This window comes from Streptomyces sp. NPDC042364, from assembly GCF_056437585.1.
In genome coordinates this window covers 470,107-494,402 of sequence record NZ_JBWKAJ010000004.1, presented here as the reverse complement: position 1 = coordinate 494,402, position 24,296 = coordinate 470,107, and the positions used below count along the sequence as shown (strand labels likewise).

Annotated in this window: 19 protein-coding genes and 2 pseudogenes; 12 read left to right on the top strand and 9 right to left on the bottom strand. The window is 73.2% G+C overall.

The annotated features are described in order from the left end of the window. Window positions 1-21: 21 nt before the first annotated feature. From AC067N_RS11660 to AC067N_RS11650, 3 genes and pseudogenes are all read right to left on the bottom strand, one after another. Window positions 22-2,124 (bottom strand): annotated as a pseudogene (locus AC067N_RS11660) (SpoIIE family protein phosphatase); the annotation flags it as partial. Between the two features lie 1,539 nt (window positions 2,125-3,663). Next, window positions 3,664-3,957 (bottom strand): annotated as a pseudogene (locus AC067N_RS11655) (PAS domain S-box protein); the annotation flags it as partial. A gap of 320 nt (window positions 3,958-4,277) precedes the next feature. Then, complete coding sequence (locus AC067N_RS11650) at window positions 4,278-4,571, bottom strand: hypothetical protein (RefSeq protein ID WP_478678686.1); 294 nt, start codon at window positions 4,569-4,571, stop codon at window positions 4,278-4,280. Between the two features lie 237 nt (window positions 4,572-4,808). Between AC067N_RS11650 and AC067N_RS11645 the strand changes: the two genes are divergently transcribed. Beyond that, on the top strand, window positions 4,809-5,741 hold the full coding sequence (locus AC067N_RS11645) for a hypothetical protein (RefSeq protein ID WP_478678685.1): 933 nt from the start codon (window positions 4,809-4,811) through the stop codon (window positions 5,739-5,741). Between the two features lie 281 nt (window positions 5,742-6,022). Next, complete coding sequence (locus AC067N_RS11640; RefSeq protein WP_478678684.1) at window positions 6,023-6,481, top strand: hypothetical protein; 459 nt, start codon at window positions 6,023-6,025, stop codon at window positions 6,479-6,481. A gap of 7 nt (window positions 6,482-6,488) precedes the next feature. Here AC067N_RS11640 and AC067N_RS11635 read toward each other — a convergent pair whose 3' ends face one another. Then, window positions 6,489-6,962, bottom strand: a complete 474-nt coding sequence (locus tag AC067N_RS11635) for a DUF6174 domain-containing protein (RefSeq protein ID WP_478678683.1) — start codon at window positions 6,960-6,962, stop codon at window positions 6,489-6,491. Between the two features lie 230 nt (window positions 6,963-7,192). Here AC067N_RS11635 and AC067N_RS11630 point away from each other — a divergent pair, with 230 nt between their 5' ends. Further along, complete coding sequence (locus AC067N_RS11630; protein ID WP_478678682.1) at window positions 7,193-7,813, top strand: hypothetical protein; 621 nt, start codon at window positions 7,193-7,195, stop codon at window positions 7,811-7,813. 223 nt (window positions 7,814-8,036) lie between these two features. On the opposite strand, the gene AC067N_RS11625 is transcribed toward AC067N_RS11630, so the two are convergent. Then, window positions 8,037-12,002 carry a glycoside hydrolase family 2 TIM barrel-domain containing protein gene (locus tag AC067N_RS11625; RefSeq protein WP_478678681.1) on the bottom strand — a complete coding sequence of 1,322 codons (3,966 nt, stop codon included), beginning with the start codon at window positions 12,000-12,002 and terminating at the stop codon, window positions 8,037-8,039. Window positions 12,003-12,253: 251 nt separating this feature from the next. Between AC067N_RS11625 and AC067N_RS11620 the strand changes: the two genes are divergently transcribed. The 4 genes from AC067N_RS11620 (at window position 12,254) to AC067N_RS11605 (ending at window position 15,961) form a co-directional block, all read left to right on the top strand. Then, window positions 12,254-13,153, top strand: coding sequence for a DMT family protein (locus AC067N_RS11620; RefSeq protein WP_478678680.1), 900 nt, complete (start codon window positions 12,254-12,256; stop codon window positions 13,151-13,153). A 221-nt stretch (window positions 13,154-13,374) separates the two neighbouring features. Next, on the top strand, window positions 13,375-14,814 hold the full coding sequence (locus AC067N_RS11615) for a serine hydrolase domain-containing protein (protein WP_478678679.1): 1,440 nt from the start codon (window positions 13,375-13,377) through the stop codon (window positions 14,812-14,814). A gap of 54 nt (window positions 14,815-14,868) precedes the next feature. After that, window positions 14,869-15,465, top strand: coding sequence for an exonuclease domain-containing protein (locus AC067N_RS11610; RefSeq protein ID WP_478678678.1), 597 nt, complete (start codon window positions 14,869-14,871; stop codon window positions 15,463-15,465). Window positions 15,466-15,595: 130 nt separating this feature from the next. After that, window positions 15,596-15,961, top strand: coding sequence for a DUF1330 domain-containing protein (locus AC067N_RS11605; protein ID WP_478678677.1), 366 nt, complete (start codon window positions 15,596-15,598; stop codon window positions 15,959-15,961). Here the strand turns inward: AC067N_RS11605 and AC067N_RS11600 are convergent. Further along, window positions 15,942-16,424 (bottom strand): HIT family protein, encoded by a 483-nt coding sequence (locus tag AC067N_RS11600; protein ID WP_478678676.1) that lies wholly within the window; start codon window positions 16,422-16,424, stop codon window positions 15,942-15,944. The genes AC067N_RS11605 and AC067N_RS11600 overlap by 20 nt on opposite strands. Window positions 16,425-16,677: 253 nt before the next feature. On the opposite strand from AC067N_RS11600, the gene AC067N_RS11595 reads away from it, so the two are divergent. Both AC067N_RS11595 and AC067N_RS11590 read left to right on the top strand, forming a co-directional pair. Next, window positions 16,678-16,851, top strand: coding sequence for a hypothetical protein (locus AC067N_RS11595; protein ID WP_478678675.1), 174 nt, complete (start codon window positions 16,678-16,680; stop codon window positions 16,849-16,851). 83 nt (window positions 16,852-16,934) lie between these two features. After that, a complete protein-coding gene (locus AC067N_RS11590) occupies window positions 16,935-17,534 on the top strand; it encodes a hypothetical protein (protein ID WP_478678674.1) in 600 nt (199 codons plus the stop codon). A 127-nt stretch (window positions 17,535-17,661) separates the two neighbouring features. On the opposite strand, the gene AC067N_RS11585 is transcribed toward AC067N_RS11590, so the two are convergent. Next, window positions 17,662-18,756: an SCO2400 family protein gene (locus AC067N_RS11585; RefSeq protein WP_478678673.1), complete on the bottom strand. Its 1,095-nt coding sequence runs from the start codon at window positions 18,754-18,756 to the stop codon at window positions 17,662-17,664. 388 nt (window positions 18,757-19,144) lie between these two features. On the opposite strand from AC067N_RS11585, the gene AC067N_RS11580 reads away from it, so the two are divergent. Then, window positions 19,145-20,863: a lysyl oxidase family protein gene (locus tag AC067N_RS11580; protein ID WP_478678672.1), complete on the top strand. Its 1,719-nt coding sequence runs from the start codon at window positions 19,145-19,147 to the stop codon at window positions 20,861-20,863. 78 nt (window positions 20,864-20,941) lie between these two features. Here AC067N_RS11580 and AC067N_RS11575 read toward each other — a convergent pair whose 3' ends face one another. Continuing rightward, window positions 20,942-21,784 (bottom strand): YqjF family protein, encoded by an 843-nt coding sequence (locus AC067N_RS11575; protein ID WP_478678671.1) that lies wholly within the window; start codon window positions 21,782-21,784, stop codon window positions 20,942-20,944. 25 nt (window positions 21,785-21,809) lie between these two features. Next, complete coding sequence (locus tag AC067N_RS11570; RefSeq protein ID WP_478678670.1) at window positions 21,810-22,217, bottom strand: RidA family protein; 408 nt, start codon at window positions 22,215-22,217, stop codon at window positions 21,810-21,812. Window positions 22,218-22,327: 110 nt separating this feature from the next. On the opposite strand from AC067N_RS11570, the gene AC067N_RS11565 reads away from it, so the two are divergent. Together AC067N_RS11565 and argG are read left to right on the top strand one after the other, a co-directional pair. Further along, on the top strand, window positions 22,328-22,711 hold the full coding sequence (locus AC067N_RS11565; RefSeq protein ID WP_478678669.1) for a winged helix-turn-helix transcriptional regulator: 384 nt from the start codon (window positions 22,328-22,330) through the stop codon (window positions 22,709-22,711). 67 nt (window positions 22,712-22,778) lie between these two features. Next, on the top strand, window positions 22,779-24,233 hold the full coding sequence (gene argG / locus AC067N_RS11560) for an argininosuccinate synthase (protein WP_478678668.1): 1,455 nt from the start codon (window positions 22,779-22,781) through the stop codon (window positions 24,231-24,233). The last annotated feature ends 63 nt before the right edge of the window (window positions 24,234-24,296 follow it).

The following is a 24,296-nucleotide window of genomic DNA, read 5'->3' as shown; positions in this document are numbered from 1 at the left end:
CGCCGGCTCCCGGTGTGGTCCTCACCCCAGGGGGTCCGGCAGGGACTGTTCCGCCCAGATGACCTTGCCGTCGGGGAGGAAGCGGGTGCCCCAGCGCTGGGTGAACCGGGAGATGAGGAACAGACCGCGGCCGCCCTCGTCGGTGGTGCGCGGGTGGCGCAGATGGGGCGCGGTCGCGCCGCCGTCGAACACCTCGCAGATCAGGGTGCGTTCGAGGATGAGCCGGAGCCGGATGGGCCCGGTCGCGTGCCGGATGGCGTTGGTGACGAGTTCGCTGACGACGAGTTCGGTGGTGAACGCCAGCTCGTCCAGGCCCCAGACGCCGAGCTGCCGGGTGGTGGTCCTGCGGGCCTCCGCGACGAGCGACGGGTCGGCGGGGATCTCCCAGGAGGCGACCCGGTGGTCGGGCAGCCGCCGGGTGCGGGCGAGGAGGAGGGCCACGTCGTCGGTGGGGCGGGCCGGGGCTAGGGCGTCGAGGACGTGCTGGGCACGCCGGTCGAGGGAGGGTTCGGGCCGGGCGAGGGCGCGGCACAGGGCGTCGGGGCCGGCCTCGGCGAGGAGGCCGTCGGTGTGGAGGGCGATGACGGTGCCCTCGGCCAGCTCCAGCTCCACGGCCTCGAAGGGGTGCCCGTCGACGCCCAGGGGCGGGCCCTGCGGCAGTCCGGGGCGGGTGACCGTGCCGTCGGGGGCGACCAGGGTGGGTGCCGGGTGGCCGGCCGTGGCCATGGCGCAGGTGCCGGACACCGGGTCGTGGACGACGTACAGACAGCGTGCCCCGACCGTCTCGACGCTTCCCCCGCCCGGCTCCGCGCCCTCCTGGCGGGCGGACTTGGCGACCATGTCGTCCAGGTGGGCGAGCACCTCGTCCGGCGGCAGATCGAGGTCGGCGAGGGTGCGGACGGCCGTACGGAGGCGGCCCATGGCGGCGGCGCCGTCGATGCCGTGGCCCGCTACCTCGCCGACGACGAGGGCGAGGCGGGCGCCGGAGAGCGGGATGACGTCGTACCAGTCGCCGCCGACGCCGGTGAGTTCGTCGGCGGGCCGGTAGCGGACGGCGACCTCGGCGGCGTCCTGGTCGGGCAGCCGGCGCGGCAGCAGGCTGCGCTGCAGCACGAGCGCGGCGTCCCGCTCCCGCGTGTAGCGGCGGGCGTTGTCGACGCAGACGGCGGCGCGGCCGACGATCTCCTCGGCGAGGCCCAGATCGACGGCGTCGAACGGGTCCTGGCGTTCGCGGCGGAAGAAGGTGGTGATGCCGAGGGTGATGCCGCGGGCCCGGATCGGCACGATCATCACGCTGTGCATGTCCAGCGCGTCGGCGGGCAGCTCCCGGCCGCCGGGGACGGCCTTCGCCCACTCCGCCGACATCGGGTCCAGGTTCGGTGCGGACCACGACCGTCCGTCGACCAGTGCGCGCACGGGGGGAGAGCCGGCCGCGTACGAGGCGACGGCGCCGATCTCGACGACGGCCTCCGGCACCCCGGGGCGCACCGACTGCTGCCCGGTGCGGCGCAGCGGGACCGAGCCGTCGCCGAGGGGGCCCGGCTCGGCACCGCGCAGCACCGAGTCCAGCAGGTCCACGGTGACGAAGTCGGCGAGCGCCGGGACGACGACGTCGGCGAGTTCCTGGGTCGTCCGCCGTACGTCGAGGGTGCGGCCGATGTGCTCACCGGCCCGGTCCAGCAGGGCGAGGCGCGTGCGGGCGCGGTGGCGCTCCGACACGTCCACCACGGTGTAGTAGACGCCGATCGGGCGTCCTTGGTCGTCCTCCAGCCGGGTGAACGACATGGCGTGCGCGGTCTCGCGGTGCGGGGCTGACCTGACACGGCCGACGTGTTCGTAGTCGAGCACGGGTACGCCGGTCGCCAGCACCTTGCGCATCTGGGCCTCGATGCGTTCCGCGTCCAGCCCGGGCTGGACCTCTCCCAGCCGCAACCCCACCCTCTCGTACGCCCGTCCGCCACCGAACCGCTCCAGCGCCGCGTTCGACCACACGAACCGCAGGTCCGTGTCCACGATCGCGATGCCGACCGGCGACCGCGCCGTCATCCGCTCCAGCACGGTCCGGCTCATGTCCCAACCGGGCGCCTCGGTCGCGTCGGACACCAGAGCGATCCAGTGCGCGGGCCGCAGGGGGGCGGGGTGGGCCGGGGTGGTGCCGGTGCGGGTCGGACCGGGCTCCGTCGGCAGGGTCGCATCGAGCGCGGGGCTCGTGAGGAGCCGGGGGTCGGCGGTGGGTGCGGCGGGGTGCGCGCTCGGGTGCGGCCTCGGATCGGTGTCCCGCGAGGCCGTCGCGGGCCGGGACGCGGACTCGCCGGCCGGGCGGGGGGCAGGGCGGGGGGTCTTGTGGGAGGTGCTCGTGGGCGGTTGGCGGGTGCCGTGGGAGGGCTGTGCCGTGGGGCGCGGGGCCTGGTGGGAAGGGGCTGGGGCCGGGTGCGGGGTCTCGGGGGAGGAGCCCGTGGCCGGGTGCGGGGCCGCGTGGGCCGGGGGTGTCGTCCGGGCCGTCGGGTTCGTCGGCGGGCGGGGCGTGCCGTGGGGCGTGCCGTGGGGTGGTTCCGCGGGCCGGGGCGCCCCCTCCGGGGGCGGCCCCGCTTCGGCCGGCGGCGGCGAGGTGGGAGCGCCGAACCGGAGTCCACCGGCGCCGGTCCGGTGCGGCTCGCCCGAGGGCGCGGGCCGCGCGGGAACCGCGGCGGACTGCGATGACGACGGCGCGGGCTCAACCGTTTCGGCCGCGCGGGCCACGTGATCCCCGTGCGCCTGCTCGGCGGCCGGGCGGGCCGACCCGGCGGGGGTGGTGTGGTCGATCGCCGGGCGGTTCGGCTCGGCTCGGTGCGGGTCCGGCCGGCTCCGGTCGGTCCGGCCCTGGGGCTGGGCCTGGTCGGGCGTGGGCGTCCGGCTGCCATGGCCGGCGAAGTCGTCCGGGCCGGTGGGCCTGCCCGGCCCGGTCGGTGCCACTCGGCCGGTGGGCCCGTCCGGCCCGGTCGGTGCCACTCGGCCGGTGGGCCCGTCCGGCCCGGTCGGTGTCACTCGGCCGGTTGGCGTCACCCGGGCGGTCGGGCCCGTCTCGACGTCGGCCCTCGCGGTGACGCGCGGCCTGCTGGTCTCGGCGGGGATGTCCCGCCGATCGGCCCTGCCGACGGCGCCCGGCCTCGCCACCCCGGGCGCGACCCGCTCTTCGGCCCCGCTCCCAGGGGCGCCACCCCGTGTTCCGCCGCCAGCTCCAGCGGTGACGCTCGGCCCACCGCCCCCGGCGCCGGCCCGCCGGTCACCCCCGGCCGCGCCACCCGGCTGCCCGCCTCCGGCGGCAGTCCCGCGCACATGGTGCCCACCGGTAAGTTCCTGCGGTCCGTCTCCGGCCGGCGTCCCTGGCTGCCCGCCCTCGGTGGCGTGACCTCGCCCGTCGCCCCCGGCGGCATCACCTCGCCCGTAGCCCCCGGCGGTGTTGGCCCGCGTGGTGGTCCCGGTGGGGTTTGCGGGGGCGGTCTCGGGGGCGCTCTCCTCGTGGACCTCTGCGACGCTCCCGCGCTCGGCCCCGGCGGTCGCCCCCCGCCTCTCGCCCCCGTCCGCGGCGCTCTCCCTCTCGTCCCCCACGGCGGCGTCCGTCCCCGTGGCCTCGCAGGCCGGGACCACGCGCACCATCACCCGGATGTCGTGGCCGTCGCGGTGGCGGGCGGTGAGGATGGCGGACCACCCACCGCGGGCGCGGTGGGTGTCGGCCAGGTGGGCGATGCGGGCACCGTCGTCGGTGGCCAGGAGGGTGCGGACGCTGCGGCCCAGGATCTCGGCGGCCGTGTACCCGAAGAGCCGCTCGGCGTCCCGGGTCCAGCTCGTCACGATCCCGTCCGCGTCGATGAGCAGCGGCGCGGCGTCGGCCACGTCGAAGCGCTGACGGGTGACTGCACTGTCCCTGTCGGTCCCCACGGCGACCCTCTCTGTCGCTGAGACGCCCTCTGAACTCATTATTCACCTTGTGTGATCGCGAACAGGCCAACTCGTGACGGCCCGATTCACCCGGCGACACACCACGGAGCGGCGGACGGGTACACCACGGACGCCCGCCCGCGACACACACGGCGCCGGATCGGGCGGGAACGGGACGAAGCCGTCCGCGGGAACGCCGTCGCGCCGCGGACACCCCGCCCCCGTCCCCGCACGCCGTGCGGCCGTACGCCGGTAATGCGCCCCCGTACGCCCCCTGCGCTCCGGTGTGTCGGACCGACCGCCCCCTCCGCGAGAGGGGGGTGGAGAGAGCGGTCGGCCCAGCTCGGGGACGGGCAAGGTCAGCAGTCGCGGAACTCCGGCGACTGGTTGAGGATCTGCGACCTCGACGAGGTGAACTTCGCGTACGTCGCCCCGCCGCGCGCCTGCGGGGGCGGCGGGGTCGGCTTGTCGGCGAACTCCGCGCTGCGCGAGCGCAGTTGCCGGACGAGGGAGTCGATCAGGCCGTACGCGTACGGCAGTGACGTACGCACCGTCTCCACGAACTCCCGCCGGTGGGCATCCGGTGGGGGTGCGCGGGGACCTGACGGCGTCGGCGGAGTGCGGGATTCCCCATGTGCCCCAAATGTGTGCACGCCCCGCGGGTGCGCCCGCCGACCGCCCAACTGACCTTGGGTTTACCGAGGTTGACAGCCCCTACCCGGTGGTAAACGATGTGCTCACTCCGCGGCTCATACGACCAGTGGGCCCGGTGTTTCTTCGACGACCTCACACCCCGGCGCGGCCCCGGCGACCCGGTGCCGCCCTGTGCCGCCGCGTGCCCGCCGCCGTGCCCGGGGTCTCGCACAGCCAAGCTCGAGAATGGGATCCGCATGTCCATAGCGAGACGTGTCACCATGCGCCGCCTGCTGGGGACGGGCGCAGCCGCACTCGCCCTGACCGCCGCCGCCTCCGGCTCCGCCTGGGCCACCGCGCCCGGTGGCGACGGCTGGGGCGAGAAGAGCTACGCCCCCGGCCAGGGCGCGGGCACGGCCACCGAGACCGACCGCTGCGAGTTCTCCCTGGACGGCGTGAGTTTCGCCGACTGGGTCAAGCTCGACGACCAGAACCTCAAGCCCACCGAGGACGGCAAGGCCCACATCAAGGTCCGTGCCGCCGCCGACGCCACGACCTGCACGGTCTCCCTCGCCTCCTACCTGGCCCACGGCCCGACCTTCGCCACCTCCGGCGAGCAGGTCTTCGTCGACTTCGACACGGTCACGGTGCGGCCGGGTGCCACGGACTCCCTGGACATCGCGGTCCCGGACGCGGGCTGCTACGCCCAGATCGACCTCTACCGCGGCAAGGTGAAGTTCGACGGCAAGCCGGACGCGGCCGACGGCTTCGAGCACGGCGACGTCCCCAAGGGCCCCGACCGCCCGGTCATCAAGGACAAGCTCATCGCGGCCTGGAACGGCGGCACGAAAAACTGCGTGCCCACCGACGACCAGCCCCCGGCGGAGGAGAAGCCCCCGACGGACGAGAAGCCGCCCACGGACGAGACGCCCCCGGCCGAAGAGAAGCCCCCGACGGACGAGAAGCCCCCGGCGGACGACACTCCCACGCCCTCCGAGTCCCCGAAGACCCCGGCCGGCACGGACACCCCCGACTCCTCGCCCAGCCCCAACGGCGGCTCCGGCGACCTCGCCGAGACCGGCGGCGGCAACGCCATTCCGCTCGCCCTCGGGGCGGCCGGGCTGGTGGCGGCGGGCGGTGTCATCTTCGCGGTGACCCGCCGCAAGTCGGCCGGACGTACGGGCGCCTGAGCACCGGCGCGGTCCTCCCCGCGCACGGCCGCCGCCCCGTCAGGTGACGCCGAGCGGCGCCCGGTCCTCTCCGCCCGGAGGGGGCCGGGCGCACGGTCGCGTCCGGGTGGCGATCCCGGTGACGTTCCTCCTCTCCAGCGCCCTCCAGCGCCCTCCCGCGCCCTCCCGCACGATCATGTCGCGGGCCCGTGCTGAGCATTCCGGCGCCCGCGTACGTACGGGTGGGGAGCCCACGCGGCAGGAAGCTCTCGATACGAAGCACGCGGAACGGAGTAGGGCACGTGGTGAGGAAGCTGACGCGCGGAGTCACGCTGGCTGCCGGCCTGGCCGTGCTGCCCCTGGTGGCAGGGTGCGGCGGCGGTGACGGCGACGGGGCGGTGCGGAAGACGGCGGACAGGTCCAGCCCGGTGGCCGAGGTGGTGGCCCCGGCCAAGGTCGAGGTGCTCGCCTCGCTCACCGGATGCAAGGTCAAGATCCGCACCGAGGCGGAGGAACTCCGCGAGGGCGTCTGCCACACCGCGGCCGGTGACTACCTCATCACCACGTTCCCCAAGGAGGAACTCCTCCGGGTCTGGCTGGACTCCGCCTCCATCTACGGCGGCAAGAAGCTGGTCGGCCCGCGCTGGGCCATCTCCGCGAAGGAGGAGGTGCTGAAGCCGCTGCGGAAGAAGGTCGGCGGCACCATCCAGGACCTGAGCACCTACGGCGGCACGGCCGGCCCGCAGCCGAGTCCCTCGTGACCTCCGCTCACGGAGTGCCCCGGCCCCCGGCCGCGGGCCGGTAGTCGCCGATCGCGTACTCCGCCTCGTCGTCGATCGCGTTCTCCGCCCAGTCCACGGTGATGTGCGTCGGCCGGCCGTCCCGCGCGCGGTCGACGTCCACCACGTCGGCATCCTCGTCCCTGGCCGTCTCCGCCTCCGCCAGCAGTTCGCCGATGGTCGGCACCCGCCCGCCCAACTGCTTCACCACCCGCCGCGAGTCCTCGTCGAGTCCGACGGCCCCGGTCGTCCTCCCTTCCCGCACGGTCACCGCGAACGTCCCGATCAGGGCCCGCTCACCCCCGCTCGACCTGAGGACGTACGTGTAGGAGGGAGCCTCCCGCCACCGGTGCGCCGTGGGCGCCGACTCGGAGGACGATGCGCCCCCGCACGCCGGGACCACACCCGCCAACGCCAGGGCCAGGACAGCGAGTACCGGCGTACTGATGCGAGTCTTCGACACGGAGGGCCCCCTGGGAGATTCGGTCACCCCTGTGACGGAGCGGGGGCGGGAAACGTTCGGTGAGCGGCGCGGCGCCCGGCCCGCGGGCAACCCCGTACCGGGCCCGGAGAACCCCGGCGGGACGGCGGCACCTCCGGGGGAGGCCCGCCAGGGGCCTCCCCCGGGCACGTTCCGGCCCCGGTGCGTCGAACGTTGCGGGCGCCTCCCGCGTCACAGAGGGGACGGCGGTCGTGCGCACGGCCGCCCGGGGAGCGGAGGGACGGATGGACAAGCGGATGAGCGTGCGGGCGGGTACCGCCGTGGCCGGTGCGATGGTCGCGCTGGGCGCCGTGCAGGGGGCGAGCGCGGGGGCGCAGACCGTGGCGGACGTGTCGTCACCGGCGACGGTGTGCAAGGGCACCCGGCCGGAGGGCGGCCTCGGCGGCCCGGAGGACACACCGCTGGACCGGACGCTGAGCCGGGTGAACGCGATGGCCCACGGCCGCCACTCCCCTGTCTTCACCGGCCTGGAGGCCGACGAGGAGGGCCCCGGCATGCGCGTCTACCGCATCCCCTCCGCCTCCTTCGACGCCGCGGTCTGCGCCACCGCCGAGCAGGGCGTGACCGTCCGGCTGTACGACACGGACATCAACGAGGCGGAGATCGCCGCCCTGGTCGACCGGATCAGCGAGGACATGAACCGCTGGGACGGCGCCTTCCGGCTTCGCGAGGTCGGCCCCGACGGCAGGGGACACGTCCTGGTCGGCGTCGACGACCCCGACACGGCCGAACCGATCCTGCGGAAAGCCTTCGGCGAGCGGAACGCCACGTACATCAGGGTCGAGTACGCCCCCCAGGCGGAGCTGCTCTGAGGACACGCCGATCACTGGTTCGCGACACCCTTGAAGATCCGCTATGATTGATCACGAGCCGCTCACCGGGAAAGCGAACCGGTAGCCCTCAATGCGTTGGTCGTCTAAGGAAAGACGCCCCACTTCCCGTGGGGAAATGCAGGTGCAAGGCCTGCCCGGCGCTCCACTGCGAACCCCGTCCCGCGATCCGCGGGACGGGGTTCGTGTCATGTGCGGCCCGCTACTACTCCGTGGCCGTCCACCTCCGAGCGGCCCGCATCGCCCCGTCCACGTCCCGCAGAGGCCGCAGCCGGTAGGTGAACGCGTAGTCGCGGTCGGCGAAGAGCTTGTACTCGTCGTGGGTGTGGGCGCCCCAGCTGTCGTCGCCGCCCACACCCATCTGGCGGTGGTTGACGCGCAGGACGACGGCGTCCCGCGGCGTGAGCTGGTAGTCGTGGCGGACGCCCGAGGAGAGGTCCTCCGGGGTGAAGTGGGAGGCGTTGACCTCCAGGAGGGAGCCGGGCTCGGCGGAGACGAGAAGCCCGCTGCCGGTGCGGTCGGTGAGCGCGGCCCAGCGGACGTCGGTCTTGTTGCCGTTCTCCTGGGGGCGGATGTACGGGGTCCACTGGCCGGCGACCGACCCGGAGTAGCGGCCGACGTCGGTGGCGTCGTTGCGGTCCCAGTGGTTCTCCTCCGGACCCCGGCCGTAGTAGTGCAGCCGGTCCAGGCGGCGGGGCAGGAAGAGCAGCGTGCCCACCTCCGGGATGTACGGCAGGGACGACGCCCCCGGGTGCAACGTGTTGTCGACCCTGATCTCGCCGTTGCCGAACACGGTGTACGTGGTCGTGTACGTCGACTCGGTGGCGGTGGGGAGGGTGCCGCCGACCTTCACCTGCACGGCGCGGTCGCTGCCCAGGACCCGTACCGTCACCTCCGTCACCGTGCGCCGTGCGCCCGCGTCCCGCCAGGTCTGGTTGCGGGTGTGGTGGCCGTTGCCGCGGTCGTTGTCGGTGGGCGCCCGCCAGAAGTTCGGGACGGCACCGGAGTCGAGGAGCCGGGTGCCGCGCGCCTCGTACGAGCTGAGCAGCCCGTCGGCCTTGTCGACGGTCACGGAGAACGACCGGCCCCTGACGGTGACCTTCCCGGCGGTCTCCTCGTGGCGGAGGGCGGGTACGGACGCCGGCCGGGTGGGCTGCACGGCGGGGACCGCGGCCTTGACGGGGAGCTGCTGCTTGGCCACCTCGAAGCCCGGCTTCGCCCACGGGGTGCGTTCCCTGGTGGTGAAGGAGAGCTGGAGGAAGTACTCCGTGCCGGGTGCCGGGGAGGACGGCAGCCGGAAGGGGACGGTGATGTCCTTGGCGGAGAGCGGGGGGACGTCCATCTGGGCGCGGGTGAGGCGGCCGCGCTGGACCACCTCGCCGTCGGCCACCAGCGACCAGTGGCCGTCGTAGGCGCGGAGGTTGGTGAACAGGTTCTCGTTGGTGAGGGTGACCGCCGCTCCCCGGGCGAGGGTGCCGCCGGACGCCGGGGCCGCGTTGACGGCCTGGTAGATCTGCTTGACCTCGGCGGACTTGCCGGTGAGGCGGCGGTCGGCGGTGAGGATGCCGTCCGCGACGAAGGCGCCGTCGTTGGGGTTGTCGCCCCAGTCACCGCCGTACGCGAGGAACGTGCGCTCCTTCGGCTTCCTCTCCGTCACCTTCACGGTGGCCGCGTCGAACCAGAAGCGCACCCCGTCGTCACCCGGGCGGCGTCCGTCGGAGGCCAGCTCCGCCGCGCTCAGCGCCCTGGCGTACACCCGTGCCCGTCGGATCGTGCCGTTGAACTCCCGTGTCGGGTTGTCGACGTCGGTGGCGAGGGAGAGCGGAGCGGTGTTGTTGCCCGGCCGCCGCGTGGTGGTCCGGGTCGCCTTCACCTCGCCGTCGACGTACAGGGTGAGGGAACCGGCGCCGGCGTCGAAGACGCCCGCGACATGGTGTTCGCGGCCGGTCCAGCCCTCGTCCGGCACGTTCCAGGAGGCGCTGACCCATTGTCCGCCGCCGTGGATGAAGAACTCGATGCTCCGGTTGGTCTGCTTCAGCGCGTACTGGGTGTCGCCCTTGGCGAGGATCGGCTGGTGGCCGAAGGGGACGTGCGGGGTGAACCACGCCTCCAGGGTCAGCGACCCCGTGAGGTCGAGGGACGCGTCGCGCGCGAAGCCGGTCGCGCCGAGGACGCCCTTCTCGCGGTCGAACCGCCCTGCCGCGGTGAGGAGTTCGCCCTTCAGCCCGCTCGGCCCGGAGTCCGTGAAGATCTTCCGCACCGGCACCGGCGTGGTCAGCGACTGGTCGATGAAGTCCCAGATCCAGCCGCCCTGGAGGACGTCGTACCGCCGTACCAGGTCCCAGTACTTCCTGAAGTTGCCGGTCGAGTTCCCCATGGAGTGCGAGTACTCGATCATCACGTACGGGCGGGTGTCGGAGGTGTCCCCGGCCCGCTGCCCGACCCGCTGCGGGCTGTCGTACATCTCCGACCTGATCTGGCTGATCGCCGGCCGGTCGTCGCCCTCGTACTGCACGACGCGCGTCGGGTCGTACGAGCGGATCCAGTCGTGCATGGCGACGAACGTGCTGCCGCCGCCCGCCTCGTTGCCGAGGGACCAGATGACGACCGAGGCGTGGTTCTTGTCGCGGTGCACCATGGCCTGGGCGCGGGCCACGCACGCCTTCGTCCAGTCGGCGTGGTCGCCCGGGTACCGGTCGCGGATGCCGTGCGTCTCCAGGTTCGTCTCGTCGACGAGGTACATCCCGTACTCGTCGGCCAGCTCCAGCCACAGCGGGTTGTTGGGGTAGTGCGAGGTGCGGATCGAGTTGATGTTCAGCCGCTTGGCGAGCCGCATGTCCCGCACCATGTCCGCGCGGGTCAGCGCCATGCCCCGGTCCGGGTGCATCTCGTGCCGGTTGGTGCCCCGGAACGACACCGGCCGCCCGTTGATCCGCATCAGCCCGTCCTTCAGGGCGAACTCGCGCAGACCGACACGGTGCGACAGCGTCTCGACGACCCTGCCGCGCGCGTCGCGCAGCCGGAGCACCGCCGTGTAGAGGGTCGGGCGCTCGGCCGACCAGAGCACCGGGTCCGGCACGGCCCTGCTCGCCCGGACGGTCACGTCCTCGCCGGCCGGGGACGCGGACAGGTCGACGGACCGCACGAGGGGCCGCGACCAGACGGCGTGTCCGCGCTCGTCGTAGAGCTGCGTCTCGACGGAGTACGCGCCCTTGCCGGCCCCGGCTCCGTAGGCGCGGACGCTCGCCGTGACGGACAGCTCGGCGGCCTTGTAGCCGTCGCTGAGCGGGGTGTCCAGCTTGAAGTCGCGCAGGTGTACGGACGGGGTGTTGAAGAGGTAGACCGAGCGGAAGATGCCGCTCAGCCGGATCATGTCCTGGTCCTCCAGCCAGTCGCCGTCCGAGTAGCGGTACACCTCGACGGCGATCTGGTTGGTCCCCGGCTTCAGGTGCGCGGTGATGTCGTATTCGGCCGGGTCGTAGGAGTCCTCGTGGTAGCCGACCAGCTCGCCGTTGATCCACACGTAGTGCGCGGACTTGACGCCCTCGAAGTGGAGGAAGGTCCGGCGGCCGTCCGCCGTCCAGTTCCTCGGGAGCGTGAAACGGCGCCGGTACTGCCCGATCGGGTTGTACCGGGTCGGCGCGGCCGGCGGCTGCGCCTCCTCGCCGAGGCCGTTGGGGCCCCACCAGGGGTAGGTGATGTTGACGTAGATCGGGAAGTCGTAGCCGTGGTTCTGCCAGCACGACGGCACCGGGATGGTGTCCCAGCCGCTGTCGTCGACATCGGTGCGGTAGAAGTCCTCGTCCCGGTCGTCCGGCCGGTCCGCGTAGGCGAACTTCCACCGGCCGTCGAGGCTGAGGCGGTACGGCGAGTCGGTGCGGTCGGCCCTGAGGGCCTGTCGGACGTCCGCGTACGGCATGAGGGTCGTGTGCGGCGGTTCGGCGCCGACCTGGAAGAGGGCGATGTCGCCGTTCCACTCGGTGCCGTCGACCGTGACCGCGGCCGCGGTTCCGGCTGCGGCTGTCGTCGCGGTGCGGGCGGCGGCCAGGGCGGTGCCGCCGGGCAGGGCGAGGGCGCCGAGGAGAGCGGCGCCGCCCTCCAGGAGACGGCGGCGGCTGACTACGGGGCGCTCGGGCCTGTCCGTGTGCGCGCCGGGGTGCGGGTGATGCATGACCGGGGCCTTCCTCGTGACGACATGGGGGAGTGCACGTACTGAGGACCGTCGGATGCTGTCCGTTGTTGTTGAAAAACCGCGCTCACACTAGGACTTCGAACAGAAGTGGAGCAATGAGTCTGTCGGACTTTGTGTGTTCGTGGGGGTGGTGGGGGCAGGCGGGGACATGGTGAAGGGACGGCACCCGTGTGGGTGCGTCCGGCTGGTGTCGCCCGGGACCGGGCCCGTCGCGCCGTTACGGTGCCCGGATGGTGGCAGGTCTGGCGTTGGCGCTGTGCGCTGCGGTGTGCATGGGTACGGCGACGGTGTTCCAGGCGCTGGGATCGCGGCGGACGGCGAAGGCCGCTGCCGATGCCGGTGCCGGCGGGGCGCACGGGAGGTGGGGGACGGTACTGGGGGTGCTGCGCGGGTGGCCCTTCCTGCTCGGGGCGGGGCTGGACACGGCCGGGTTCGGGGCGCAGGTGGGCGCGTTGCTGCTGGTGCCGCTGTTCCTGGTGGAGGCGGCGGTCGCGGCGTCCTTGGCGGTCACGGCGGTCGTCGGCACGTTCGTCCTGGGGCTGCGGTTGCGGCGCGGCGAGTGGGCGTCCGTGGCGGTGGTGTGCCTGGGGCTCGCGACGCTGGCCGTGTCGGCCGGACGCGAGGGTGACGGCGACGGCGACGAGGCACTGCGGGTGACGGCGCTGGCGGTGTCGCTGCTGGTGGTGGCGCTCGGCTGGTTCGTGGGCGGACGACTGCGGCGCGGGCGGGCCGTCGTCCTGGGCGCCGCGGCCGGCTTCTGCTTCGGTCTCACCGCCACCGCCGTCCGGCTGCTGCCGGAGCTGTCCTTCCCCGCCGTACTGGCCCAGCCGGCGGCGTACGCCGTGGTCGTCTCCGGTCTCGGCGGCTATCTCCTCCTCGTCCAGGCCCTCCAGTCCGGCTCCGTCACGGCGGCCACCGCGGCGATGGTGATCTGCGAGACCGTCTGGCCGGGCCTGTTCGGGGTGCTGTGGCTCGGCGACACGACCCGGCACGGGTACGCGGGGTTGGCGGCGGCCGGGTTCGTGGCGTGCGTGGCGGGAGGGGTGGCGCTGGCCCGCTTCGGGGAGGCGGGGGACGGCGGCGGCGAGGGGAGCGGGGGCGGGGAGGCGGTGGCGGTGCGGGAGGCGTGAGCGGGCGACGGGCAGGGGCGGGAGCCCGTGGCCGTGAAGTACCGGTACGGTCTCCGAGCCCGGCGGTCACCTCCGTGCGCGGGGCCGTGGCGGCTGCCTGACGGCCCGTCATGACAGATGTCATGGGCCCGCTGTGAGGGTGCTCGTCCGGCGGAAGGATGTAACGCCCACCGGTCCCGGCGAGACTCAGGAGCCGAGAACCGGAAACGGGAGGAACATCCATGCGCATCAAGCGCCTTGTGGGTACCGCTGTGGGCACCACCCTGCTGCTCGTCACCGCCGTACCCACGGCGTCCGCCGCCGGCACCACCGGAACCCCGGCCCGGCCCGCCACCCCCGACGCCTTGGACCGCACCGCCCTGCGCACCACGCTCGACGGCGTCCACGAGGCGGGCATGTACGGCACGTACTCCGCCGTGCGCGAGGGCCGCGACCGCTGGAAGGGCGCCTCGGGGCTCGCCGACGTGGACACCGGCCGCAAGGTCACCCCGAACATGCGGCACCGGGTCGGCAGCATCAGCAAGACGTTCACCGCGGTGGCGATCCTCCAGCAGGTGGAGAAGGGGCGGATCAGCCTCGACGCCCCGGTGACGCGGTACGTGCCGGACCTCTTCCCCGGCGCCGACCGGGAGCGCGGCGACGCCATCACCGTACGGATGCTGCTCAACCACACCAGCCACCTCGGCGACTACGTCCTCGGTGCCTTCCCCTCCCTCGGCCGGAACTCCACCGCCAGCCTCGACGAGCACCGCTTCCGCACGATCCGCCCCGAGGAACTCGTACGCCTGGGCCTCGCCGCCCCCGCCACCGGCGGCCCCGGCGCGCAGCCCGGCTCGTACTCCAACACCAACTACGTGGTCGCCGGCCTCATCCTGGAGAAGGTCACCGGTCAGAAGGCGGCCACCTACATCACCCGCCACGTCATCGACCGCGCCGGGCTGCACCACACCGCGTTCCCGCGCACCCCGTACATCAAGGGCCCGCACGCGAAGATGTACGAGTCCTTCTTCGGTCTGATAGACCCGCCGCGCGACTACAGCGTCTACGACATGTCCTGGGGCTACACCGCCGGGGCCATCACCTCGACGATGGACGACCTCAACCGCTTCTACGCCAAGCTGCTCTCCGGGAAACTGGTCGGCCGGACCTCCCTGGCCGAGATGCGGCGCACGGTCCCGGTGCAGGTCGCCGGCGGCGCCGCCATCGACTACGGCCTCGGCATCTACACCCTCGAAGTCCCCGGCTGCGGCCGCTTCTGGGGCCACGACGGCGGGGTCTTCGGCGCCGGTACCCTCAGCCTCACCAGCGCGGACGGCGACCGCCAGCTCAGCCTGGGCTTCACCCTGATGAAGTACCAGCGCCTGAACGCGGACGGCACGGCCCTGGAACCGAGCCCGATCGACGACGCGCTCAACGCCCATATCGCGGCGGCGCTGTGCGACGCGCCGGGGACGGGCGCGGGGGCGGGCGCGGAGTCGGGGACGGAGCCCAAGCCGTCGTCGCAGTCGTCGAAGGTGTCGGGGTCGTCGAAGGTGTCGGGGTCGCCCGGGGCGTCGGCTGGGAGGACGGGCGGCGAGCGGGTGCTTCCCGAAGGACTGGTGGGCGTGGACCTGTCCACCGGGAGCCAGGCGGTGAGCCCGGCCGCTCCGGCCCCGAACTGACGGCTTGCGGGTGGGTAGGCTGATCCGCTCACGCCTCACCGGGAGAGTGCCGCCTTGCCCACCTTCGTCATCTTCGACCTGGAGTTCACGACCTGGCCGGGGGCCGCCGAGGAGGACTGGTCGGCGCCCGGCCGGCTCCGCGAGATCGTGCAGATCGGGGCCCTGCGGCTGGACGAGCGGTACGCGGTGGTGGAGGAGTACGAGACGCTGGTCCGCCCGGTGGCGAACCCCCGGCTGTCCCCCTTCCTCACCGAACTCACCGGTATCGGCCAGGAGTCGGTGGACCGGGACGGCGTACCCCCGGCCGAGGCACTCAGCGACTTCCTGGCCTTCTGCCGGGGTGGGTCCGTCCTCTCGTACGGCAACGACATGCTGGTCCTCGGCGAGAACATCGGCTGGGCCCGCTCCCGGGGCGAGCGCATCAGGCCCACGCCCCTCACTCCCGGTTTCCTGAACATCCGCCCCTGGCTGAACACGGTGGCCCCGGCGACGGCCGGCGTCAACTCGGGCCGTCTGTGGGAGGCGCTGGGGCTGCCGCGCCCGGCCGCCGACGGCGCGGAACACTCGGGGCTCTTCGACTGCCACTCGATCGCGGCGGTCCTGCGGCACCTGGCGGGGACGGGGACCACCCTGCCCGCGGGGCTGCTGTAACGGGGCCCATGACCTGTCGGGTAATCGACGCCCGGGAGGGCTGCTGCCAGGCTCGTCCGTGCGGGGAGACCGCCGGAGTCAGGCACCCTCCCCCCGCCGAGTCCCACCGACCGAAGGAGACCAGGACACCATGCCCGCCTACGTCATCGCCCACCTGCGCGACGCCCAACCGCACCCGGACATCGCCGAGTACATCGAGCGCATCCCCGGCACCTTCGAGCCGTACGGCGGTCGCTTCCTCGTCCATGTCACGCCGCACGAGGTGAAGGAGGGCACCTGGCCGGGCCATGTCGTGATGATCGGCTTCCCCGGCATCGCGGAGGCCCGCGCCTGGTGGGACTCACCGGCCTACCAGGAGATCGCCCCGCTGCGTTCCCGGCACATCGAGGGCGACATCATCATGGTCGAGGGCGTCCCCGCGGACTACGACCCGGCGGCCACGGCCAAGGCGATGCGGGAGGCACTGCCCGCCGACGTCACACCGCCGTGCCCGTGAGCCGGTCCAGCTCCTCCCCGATACCCGTCCGCAGGGTCTCGTGGTGCGGCCCGAGGGCGTATCGCGGGTCCGTCCAGCGCTCGGGCGGGTAGAGCCACACCGGGCGCCCCACGGATTCCGCCGGCTCCCACGAGTACCGCGGCCAGACATGCGCGTGCAGAAACGGGTCGGTGTTGCCGAGGATCTCCAGGTTGACCCGCCGGAACCCGGGGTCCAGCCGCCCGCAGACCCGTTCGACGGCCTCGCCGAGCCGCTCCATGTCCGACAGGAACGCCAGCCGCCGCGTCCTCGGCAGTTCCGAGAGCCGTGTCGCCGAGGGATCGTCGACGAGGAGTACGGCGTAACCCGGGAGGAACTGCACATCGCCGATCACGGCGAACCCGGCTTCCAGCCTCCGCACCACGGTGGGGTTCTCCCCGCGCAGGGCACTGCCGATCCGATCGCGCCGCCAGTCGTCAGCCATGACCGGTGACCCTATCCGGGGGCCGGTCGTGTGACCTCTCCGGTACCGCTTCGACACGTCCCGCGGGGCCGCCGCCCCGCACCTCCCCTCAACGACGACAGCACCGTGGACGACCCCGGGCGGACGCTGTGGCACATCAGGGCGACGGACGGAAAGACCCTCGCGCAGCGGATTCGGATGGGCGCCACCCCGGACGGCTTCACGACCGGGCGGCCCCTCACCGCCCCCCCTTAACCTCGCCACCACCCAAGGGTTGTCCCGTGCCCTGTGCACCAACATGGCCTCGGACGAGCAGGTTTCGGGCTCCCTCACCTTCCGGCCGGAGCAACTCGCCCCCGGACGCGTCGTGTTCGGCGACTCGGAGTCCGAGTCACGGGCGGACTACGACGACCGGGACGACGAACAGTTCGGCTGCCTCACGGAGTGAGCCACGGCTCGTACCGGCACGGCCGCGGGGCCGCGGGGGGCCGCCGGGACGGGAGTGTCAGTGGTGCCTTGTACGTTCCGCTCATGGGTGTGTATCTGGTGAGCGTCGGCGCGCAGGACTGGTTCGAGGGGTACGGGGACGAGGCGGAGGACGGGTGGGCCCGTGTCGCCTCGGCACTGAACGAGGAACTGGTCCGGCGGGGGCTGCCGGCCTATGAATCGGTGCCGGAGGAGGCGGAGTTCGTCCGCGGTTCGGGCCGCACCTTCGAGGAGAAGCTGATCCCCTCCATGGACGGGTTCGTCGCGCTGTGCGAGGCGCATCTCTCGGCCGAGGAGGTGGACGTCTTCCTCGGCTGGTCGGTGCTGGTGCCGATTCCGCTCGACGAGCCGATCCGGTTGCCCGTCGGGTCCGGCTACACGGACGAGACCCTCGTCGCCGGTGCCCCCCGGATGCTGGCGCTCGCCGAGCGGCTGGCCGCCGCCGTCGACCTGCCGGCCGAGACCCCGGCGATGTGCGACAACCTCGACCTGACCATGTGGTTCATGGACGGGGCGGCGGGAGAGCTGGCCGCGGCCCGGCCGGGGCCGTGGAGCGAGGACCTCGACACGGCCTTCTACGTCGCGGTGTATCTGCGCGCCGCCCAGCACTCACTCCGGCGCGGCTGCCCGATCGCCTACGTCTGACGACGCCGGCCGGCCAGGGGCGGCGCGGGAGCGCCTGACGCCGAGCGCACCGACCCCGCGGACAGGCCGGCGGCCGGTCCGCGTGCGGGGGGCCGGCCGCCGGTCCGGCAGTCTTCGGGGTGAGGCGTCAGCTGACGCACACGATGCCGCCCAGCAGGCACAGGCCCGACGGCGAGGTCGCGTCCGAGTCCGAGGAGCCGGAGCCGTCGGAAGCCCCCGTCCCCGAGCCGGAGCCCGAACCCGATCCCGAGCCCGAACCGGAACCCGACCCCGTCCCCGTCTCCGTACCGGAGCCGTTCCCCGACCCCGACCCCGAGCCCGTTCCCGTGTCCGCGCCCGAGCCGGCGCCGGAACCCGTGGACCCGTCGGCGGCCGGAGGTGTGGACGACCCGCCCGCCGGAGTGTCGCCCGAGGTGTCCGTGCCCGACCCGCCGTGCGACGAGGAGCCCGTCTGCGCCCGCCGGGCCGACGGCGGTGTCGTGGCCGTACGCGGTGAGTTGCCCGTGTCGCCGCCGGTGTCCCGCGGCTGGGTGCCGGACCGGTCGTACGAGGCGCCGCCGGGCGCCCGGCCCCGCGACGTGTCGGGAGAGCGCCGCGCGTCGTCGGGGTGGGTCTGAGGGGTACGGCCGCTCTGCGAGCCCTGTTCCTCGACGGCGCCCAGGCCCTCGGCGTCCGGGGCGGTGGCCGCCTGTGTCCGGTCGGTGGACTGCCGGTCCATGCCCATCACGGTCAGACCGCCGCCGACCAGCGCCACCGCGGTCGTGACCACGGCCCGGCGCTGGTTCTTCTTCCAGCGGGCCAGCTGCCTCCGCCGCGCCGCCCGCCCCCGGGGCGCGACCGGGACGCCCTGCACGTCCTCGACCCCTTCGGCGCTCCCGGTGCCCGCGGCGCCCGCAGCGCTCCCGAGGTCCTCGGCGTCACGCGAACCGGACCCGAAGCCGGTGCCCGGCCCGGCGGCCGCCGCGCGCGGGGCCGGCAGGTGCGCGACACCGGACGGAAGCATCTCCGTGGACGGCTCCGCATCCTCCCGCCCGCCGTCCTGCCAGGTCTCCTCGGCCTCCGGCGCCGCGTACCCCCAGGTCGCCGACGGCACCGTCGGGGCGACGGCCGCGGAGGCCGTCGTACCGGGCGCCGCCGGGGCTATGTCCGGCGCGTAGGCGCCGCAGCCGGGGCAGACGAGGGCGCCGTTGAGGTGTCGGCGACATGAGGAGCAGTAGTCCATGGAGGTCTTCCTGTGTCGGCATGCCGTCGACCCGGCGGGCCGCGGCCCGGTCACGTCGTTCGCACGGGGGATCGAGCGGATCGAGCGGTCAGCAACGCTAACGAGCCATTCTCAGAGCGGTGTGCACACCGTGTGATGCTCCTGCGCGGGTTCTCCGGGGACTTCGCGCCGGTGCGCGGACCGGTGTTTGGGCCCGACCGCACACGCCTTTCCCGTGAATTCCTCCTCAACAGGCAACCCGCACACGGCTTTCACCTGTCTCACAGAGTGCTCACAGACCGGCCCGCGCCGGGGGCGTTCGGGGGAGCGTCCGCACCATCGGCGGCCGGTCGTCCGTGGGTTGTCCAGTCCGATGCCACTGACCATGGCACTCGCAGACGAGGAACCGATGACCAGTCAAGAACACCGCAGCCGCCTGAGGCGTCCCGGGCTCGCCGCCCTGGCCACGCTCGCCGTCGTCGCCACCGTGGCGGGGGCCGCCCCCGGCGCGGGCGCGGCGCCCGCCGCCAAGGCCGGGACTCCGAAGCTCAAGCTGATCGCCGCCTCGAAGTCGGTGACGACCTACCGCTACCCGGAGGGCGGCACCATCCTGGAGCTGGGGACGTACGTCACGGTCGACGGCGCCCCCCTGGAGTTCAAGGTGACGCGGAAGTCCTACAAGGACCCCATCGTCGCCCAGCAGATCTTCCGCGACGGCAAGAAGACCAGGACGCGGACCCTGCCCGCCGGGCTGGTCACCGACCACTCCGGGCTGCCCGGCTTCCTGGAGATCTCGCTCAAGAACGCCGCCGGTGAGCAGGTCTTCAAGACCGCGAGCGACTTCTGCCCGAACAACGCCTCCGGCCGCATCCGCCCGGACGCCCCGTCGACCTCGCAGTACCCGCAGAGCTGCTCCCGGAACCCGTGGACGCTGGGCTCGGTGTGGGGTGTGGAGAAGGGCTGGGCGGTCAACACCACCCAGTACCGCTACGACGACACCATGGACATCCCGGCGGGCGAGTACACCGCCCAGGTGGGCGTGGCGAAGAAGTACCGCGACCTGTTCGGCATCCCGAACGACCGGCCGAAGATCAAGGTGACGGTGCGGCAGTACGACGAGGGCGGTGAGGGCGTTGGCGCCCCGGCCGCCAAGTCCTCCGCCCACCACGCCGCCGGGCACGGCGGCCATCACGGCGGCGGCCACGGCGGTCACGGTTCCGCCCCCGTCGACCCGTCCCAGCCGCCCCTGCACGGCTTCGGCCCGCGCGGCGAGGACGTCCCGATGCCGCCCGCCCTGCCCCACGCCCTGGAGGACCGGGGCCTGGCGAAGCACCTGGGCGACGGCCCCGGCCACACCGACGGCTCCCGCGTCGCGCCCGCACTGAAGCCGGCCGCCAAGCGGCCCGGCGGCAAGGCCGGCGCCCCGGCCGGCGTGCCCAAGCCCGACCTGCGTTCGCTGCCCGCCTGGGGCATCTCCATCACCGACGGCGAGGACGGCGACGTACCCGGCAAGGACTACCTCGCCTTCAGCGCCAACGTCTGGAACGCGGGCCCCGCGCCCCTCGTCGTGGACGGCTTCCGCAAGCCGGGCGCCGACCTGATGGACTCGTACCAGTACTTCTACGACGCCAAGGGCAAGCAGGTCGGCTACTCCCCCGCCGGCACCATGGAGTGGGACCCGCGTGAGGGCCACGAGCACTGGCACTTCACCGACTTCGCCAGCTACCGCCTGCTCAGCGCGGACCAGACGAAGGAGGTGCGCTCCGGCAAGGAGGCGTTCTGCCTGGCCAACACCGACGCCATCGACTACACGGTGAAGGGCGCCAACTGGCACCCGGAGAACACCGACCTGTCCACCGCGTGCGGTTCGCAGGAGGCCATCTCCGTCCGCGAGGTCCTCGACGTCGGCTCCGGTGACACCTACACCCAGGAGCGCCCCGGCCAGTCCTTCGACATCACCGACCTGCCGAACGGCACCTACTACATCAAGGTGATCGCCAACCCGGAGAACCGCCTCAAGGAGAGCAACACCAAGAACAACGTCGCCCTCCGCAAGGTGGTCCTCGGCGGTACGCCCGGCGCCCGTACGGTGCAGGTGCCCCCGCACCACCTGATCGACGCCCCGTAACCGACGGCCGGCACCGTCACCGCACGGCGACGAACCCCCGGGTCCGGGACCCGGGGGTTCGTCGTACGCGGGTGTCCGTCACGGGGTGGGGATGCCCGCCGGACGCGCGGGGCGGCCGAAGCGGGCGGGGACACCGGCGGAGTAGAGGACGCTCACCGGCGGACCGACGGGAGCGGGGAGGCCGGCCGCGGCCACCAGGTCCTCCTCGCACTCGACCAGCTCGGCCCGGTGCAGCGGCCAGCGGGGGTGGGCGTTGGGCAGGAACACCGACCGCCCGAAGAACGCGCCGTGCATCCCCCAGCGGGCGGTCAGGAAGTGCTCCAGCGCGGTCGGCTCGTCGATGCGCTCGCCGACCCGCACCGTGATGCGGCTGTACGCCCCGCGCGGCCCCGGCCACCGCCGGCGGCTGGTGTAGGTGACGGCGGCACCGTCCGGGTGCGCGCCGCGCGCGTCGTCGCCGACGGCGCCCGGGACGTCGTACGTCGTCGTGTCGACCGTCATGCGGGACCAGACGTACGGCATCCGGAAGCCGATCCGGCCCACCGCCACCGGCAGCAGCCGGGAGGCGTCGAGGGAACGGAAGACGACGCCTCGGCGTCCCCGGGTGTCGACCGAGTACAGCCGGACGTTCGTCTCCGGGAACGAGCCGAGATAGGGAACGCCGGGAAGACCCAGCCAGCCGACCTTGTGCATCCGGAACGCGACCAGCCCCACGTACGTGACCCCGTCCAGCGTGTCGGGCACCGTCCCCGGCGGCAGCAGGCCCGAGACGTCGGCCGGGTCGGCGGCCCAGTGCAGGAAGGTCAGGTCGAGCCAGGACTGGGTGAGCAGCGGGCGCGGTATCGCCCCCGGCGGGTCGACCGTGATCGGCCCCGGCGGCACGGCGGCCACCGGGGTCCGGAGCGGTTCTGGTGACGGCATGGGGTCAGTATGGCGATGCCGCCGGTCAGTCCAGGACCGCGATCGCCTCGATCTCCACCAGGTGTTCCGGTACGTCCAGGGCCGCGACCCCGAGCAGGGTGGCGGGCGGGGCCGCGGTGGTGCCGAGGCGGGCTGCGGCGCGCGAGATGCCGTCCAGGAGCAGGGGCATCTTGCCGGGGGCCCAGTCGACGACGTGGACGGTCAGCTTCGCGACGTCGTCGAACGTGGCTCCGGCGCCGGACAGGGCGGTGGCGACGTTGAGGTAGCACTGCTCGACCTGCGCGGCGAGGTCGCCCTCGCCGACCGTGACGCCGTCGGCATCCCAGGCGACCTGTCCGGCGAGGAAGACCAGCCGGGAGCCGGAGGCGATCGACACCTGCCGGTAGACGTCGATCTCGGGCAGTCCGGCGGGGTTCACCAGGGTGATGGCCATGCTGTTGCCTCCCGGGGCGGGGCGTACGTGCTCTCTTGTGGTTACTGGGAAACCGTAGGAGAGTGGCGGCCGAACAGGAAGAACGCACTTTCAGGTGACTGGGGAACCCGATGGTGACCAAGCAGTACGAGGGCACGCCCGAGGAAGCCGCGGACCTGCGGCGCGCGGACTCGCTGGCCCGCGAGATCTTCTCGGACATCGCCAACAAGTGGGCGCTGCTGATCATCGAGGCGCTCGGCGAGCGCACCCTGCGGTTCAGCGAGCTGCGCGACGGTGTCGAGGGCGTCAGCCACAAGATGCTCACCCAGAACCTGCGGATGCTGGAGCGCAACGGACTGGTCGACCGGGAGGTCCACCCGACGGTGCCGCCGCGCGTCGAGTACACGCTCACCGAGCCGGGGCGGGCCCTGCGGGCCACGGTCGACGCGATGTGCGACTGGACCCACCGCTACCTCGGCGACATCGAGGCGTCCCGGAGCCGCTTCGGCGCCTGAGGGGGTGGGAGCTGAATCACCCGAATCGGACTTTGCATGATCATGCATAGGGGTGCATACTCTTCCTATGTCCAAGGTCCTCACCTCCCTTCCGGCCGGCGAGCGCGTCGGCATCGCCTTCTCGGGCGGGCTCGACACCTCGGTCGCGGTCGCGTGGATGCGCGACAAGGGCGCCGTCCCGTGCACCTACACCGCCGACATCGGCCAGTACGACGAGCCCGACATCGCCTCGGTGCCCGGCCGCGCGAAGACCTACGGTGCCGAGATCGCGCGCCTGGTCGACTGCCGGGCCGCGCTCGTGGAGGAGGGCCTGGCCGCGCTGACCTGCGGCGCGTTCCACATCCGCTCCGGCGGGCGGGCCTACTTCAACACCACGCCGCTGGGCCGTGCCGTCACCGGCACGCTGCTGGTGCGGGCGATGCTGGAGGACGACGTCCAGATCTGGGGCGACGGGTCCACCTTCAAGGGCAACGACATCGAGCGGTTCTACCGCTACGGCCTGCTCGCCAACCCGCACCTGCGCATCTACAAGCCCTGGCTGGACGCCGACTTCGTCACCGAGCTCGGCGGCCGCAAGGAGATGTCGGAGTGGCTGGTCGCGCACGGCCTGCCGTACCGGGACAGCGCCGAGAAGGCGTACTCCACCGACGCCAACATCTGGGGCGCCACGCACGAGGCGAAGACCCTGGAGCACCTGGACACCGGTATCGAGACCGTGGAGCCCATCATGGGCGTCCGGTTCTGGGACCCCGAGGTCGAGATCGCCACCGAGGACGTGACGATCGGCTTCGACCAGGGCCGCCCGGTCACCGTCAACGGCAAGGAGTTCGCGTCCGCCGTCGACCTGGTGATGGAGGCCAACGCCATCGGCGGCCGCCACGGGCTCGGCATGTCCGACCAGATCGAGAACCGCATCATCGAGGCGAAGAGCCGCGGCATCTACGAGGCCCCGGGCATGGCCCTCCTGCACGCCGCGTACGAGCGCCTCGTCAACGCCATCCACAACGAGGACACCCTCGCCCAGTACCACAACGAGGGCCGTCGCCTCGGCCGGCTGATGTACGAGGGCCGCTGGCTGGACCCGCAGGCCCTGATGATCCGGGAGTCGCTCCAGCGCTGGGTCGGCGCCGCCGTCACCGGCGAGGTCACCCTGCGGCTGCGGCGCGGCGAGGACTACTCGATCCTCGACACCACCGGCCCGGCGTTCAGCTACCACCCGGACAAGCTCTCCATGGAGCGCACCGAGGACGCCGCGTTCGGCCCGGTCGACCGGATCGGCCAGCTCACCATGCGCAACCTCGACATCGCCGACTCGCGCGCCAAGCTGGAGCAGTACGCCGCGATGGGCCTGATCGGCACGGGCGGCACCGCCGCGATCGGCGCCGCGCAGGCCGCCGCGACCGGGCTGATCGGCACCATGCCCGAGGGCGGCGCCGAGGCCATCGCCTCCCGCGGCGAGTTCACCGGCTCCGACGACGACGAGCTGCTGGACCGCGCCGCCATGGAGTTCGGCACGGACTGACCGGCCGCCGAAGAGGACAGGACCGAAAGGGGGCCGGGCCCACGCGACGAGCGTGGGCCCGGC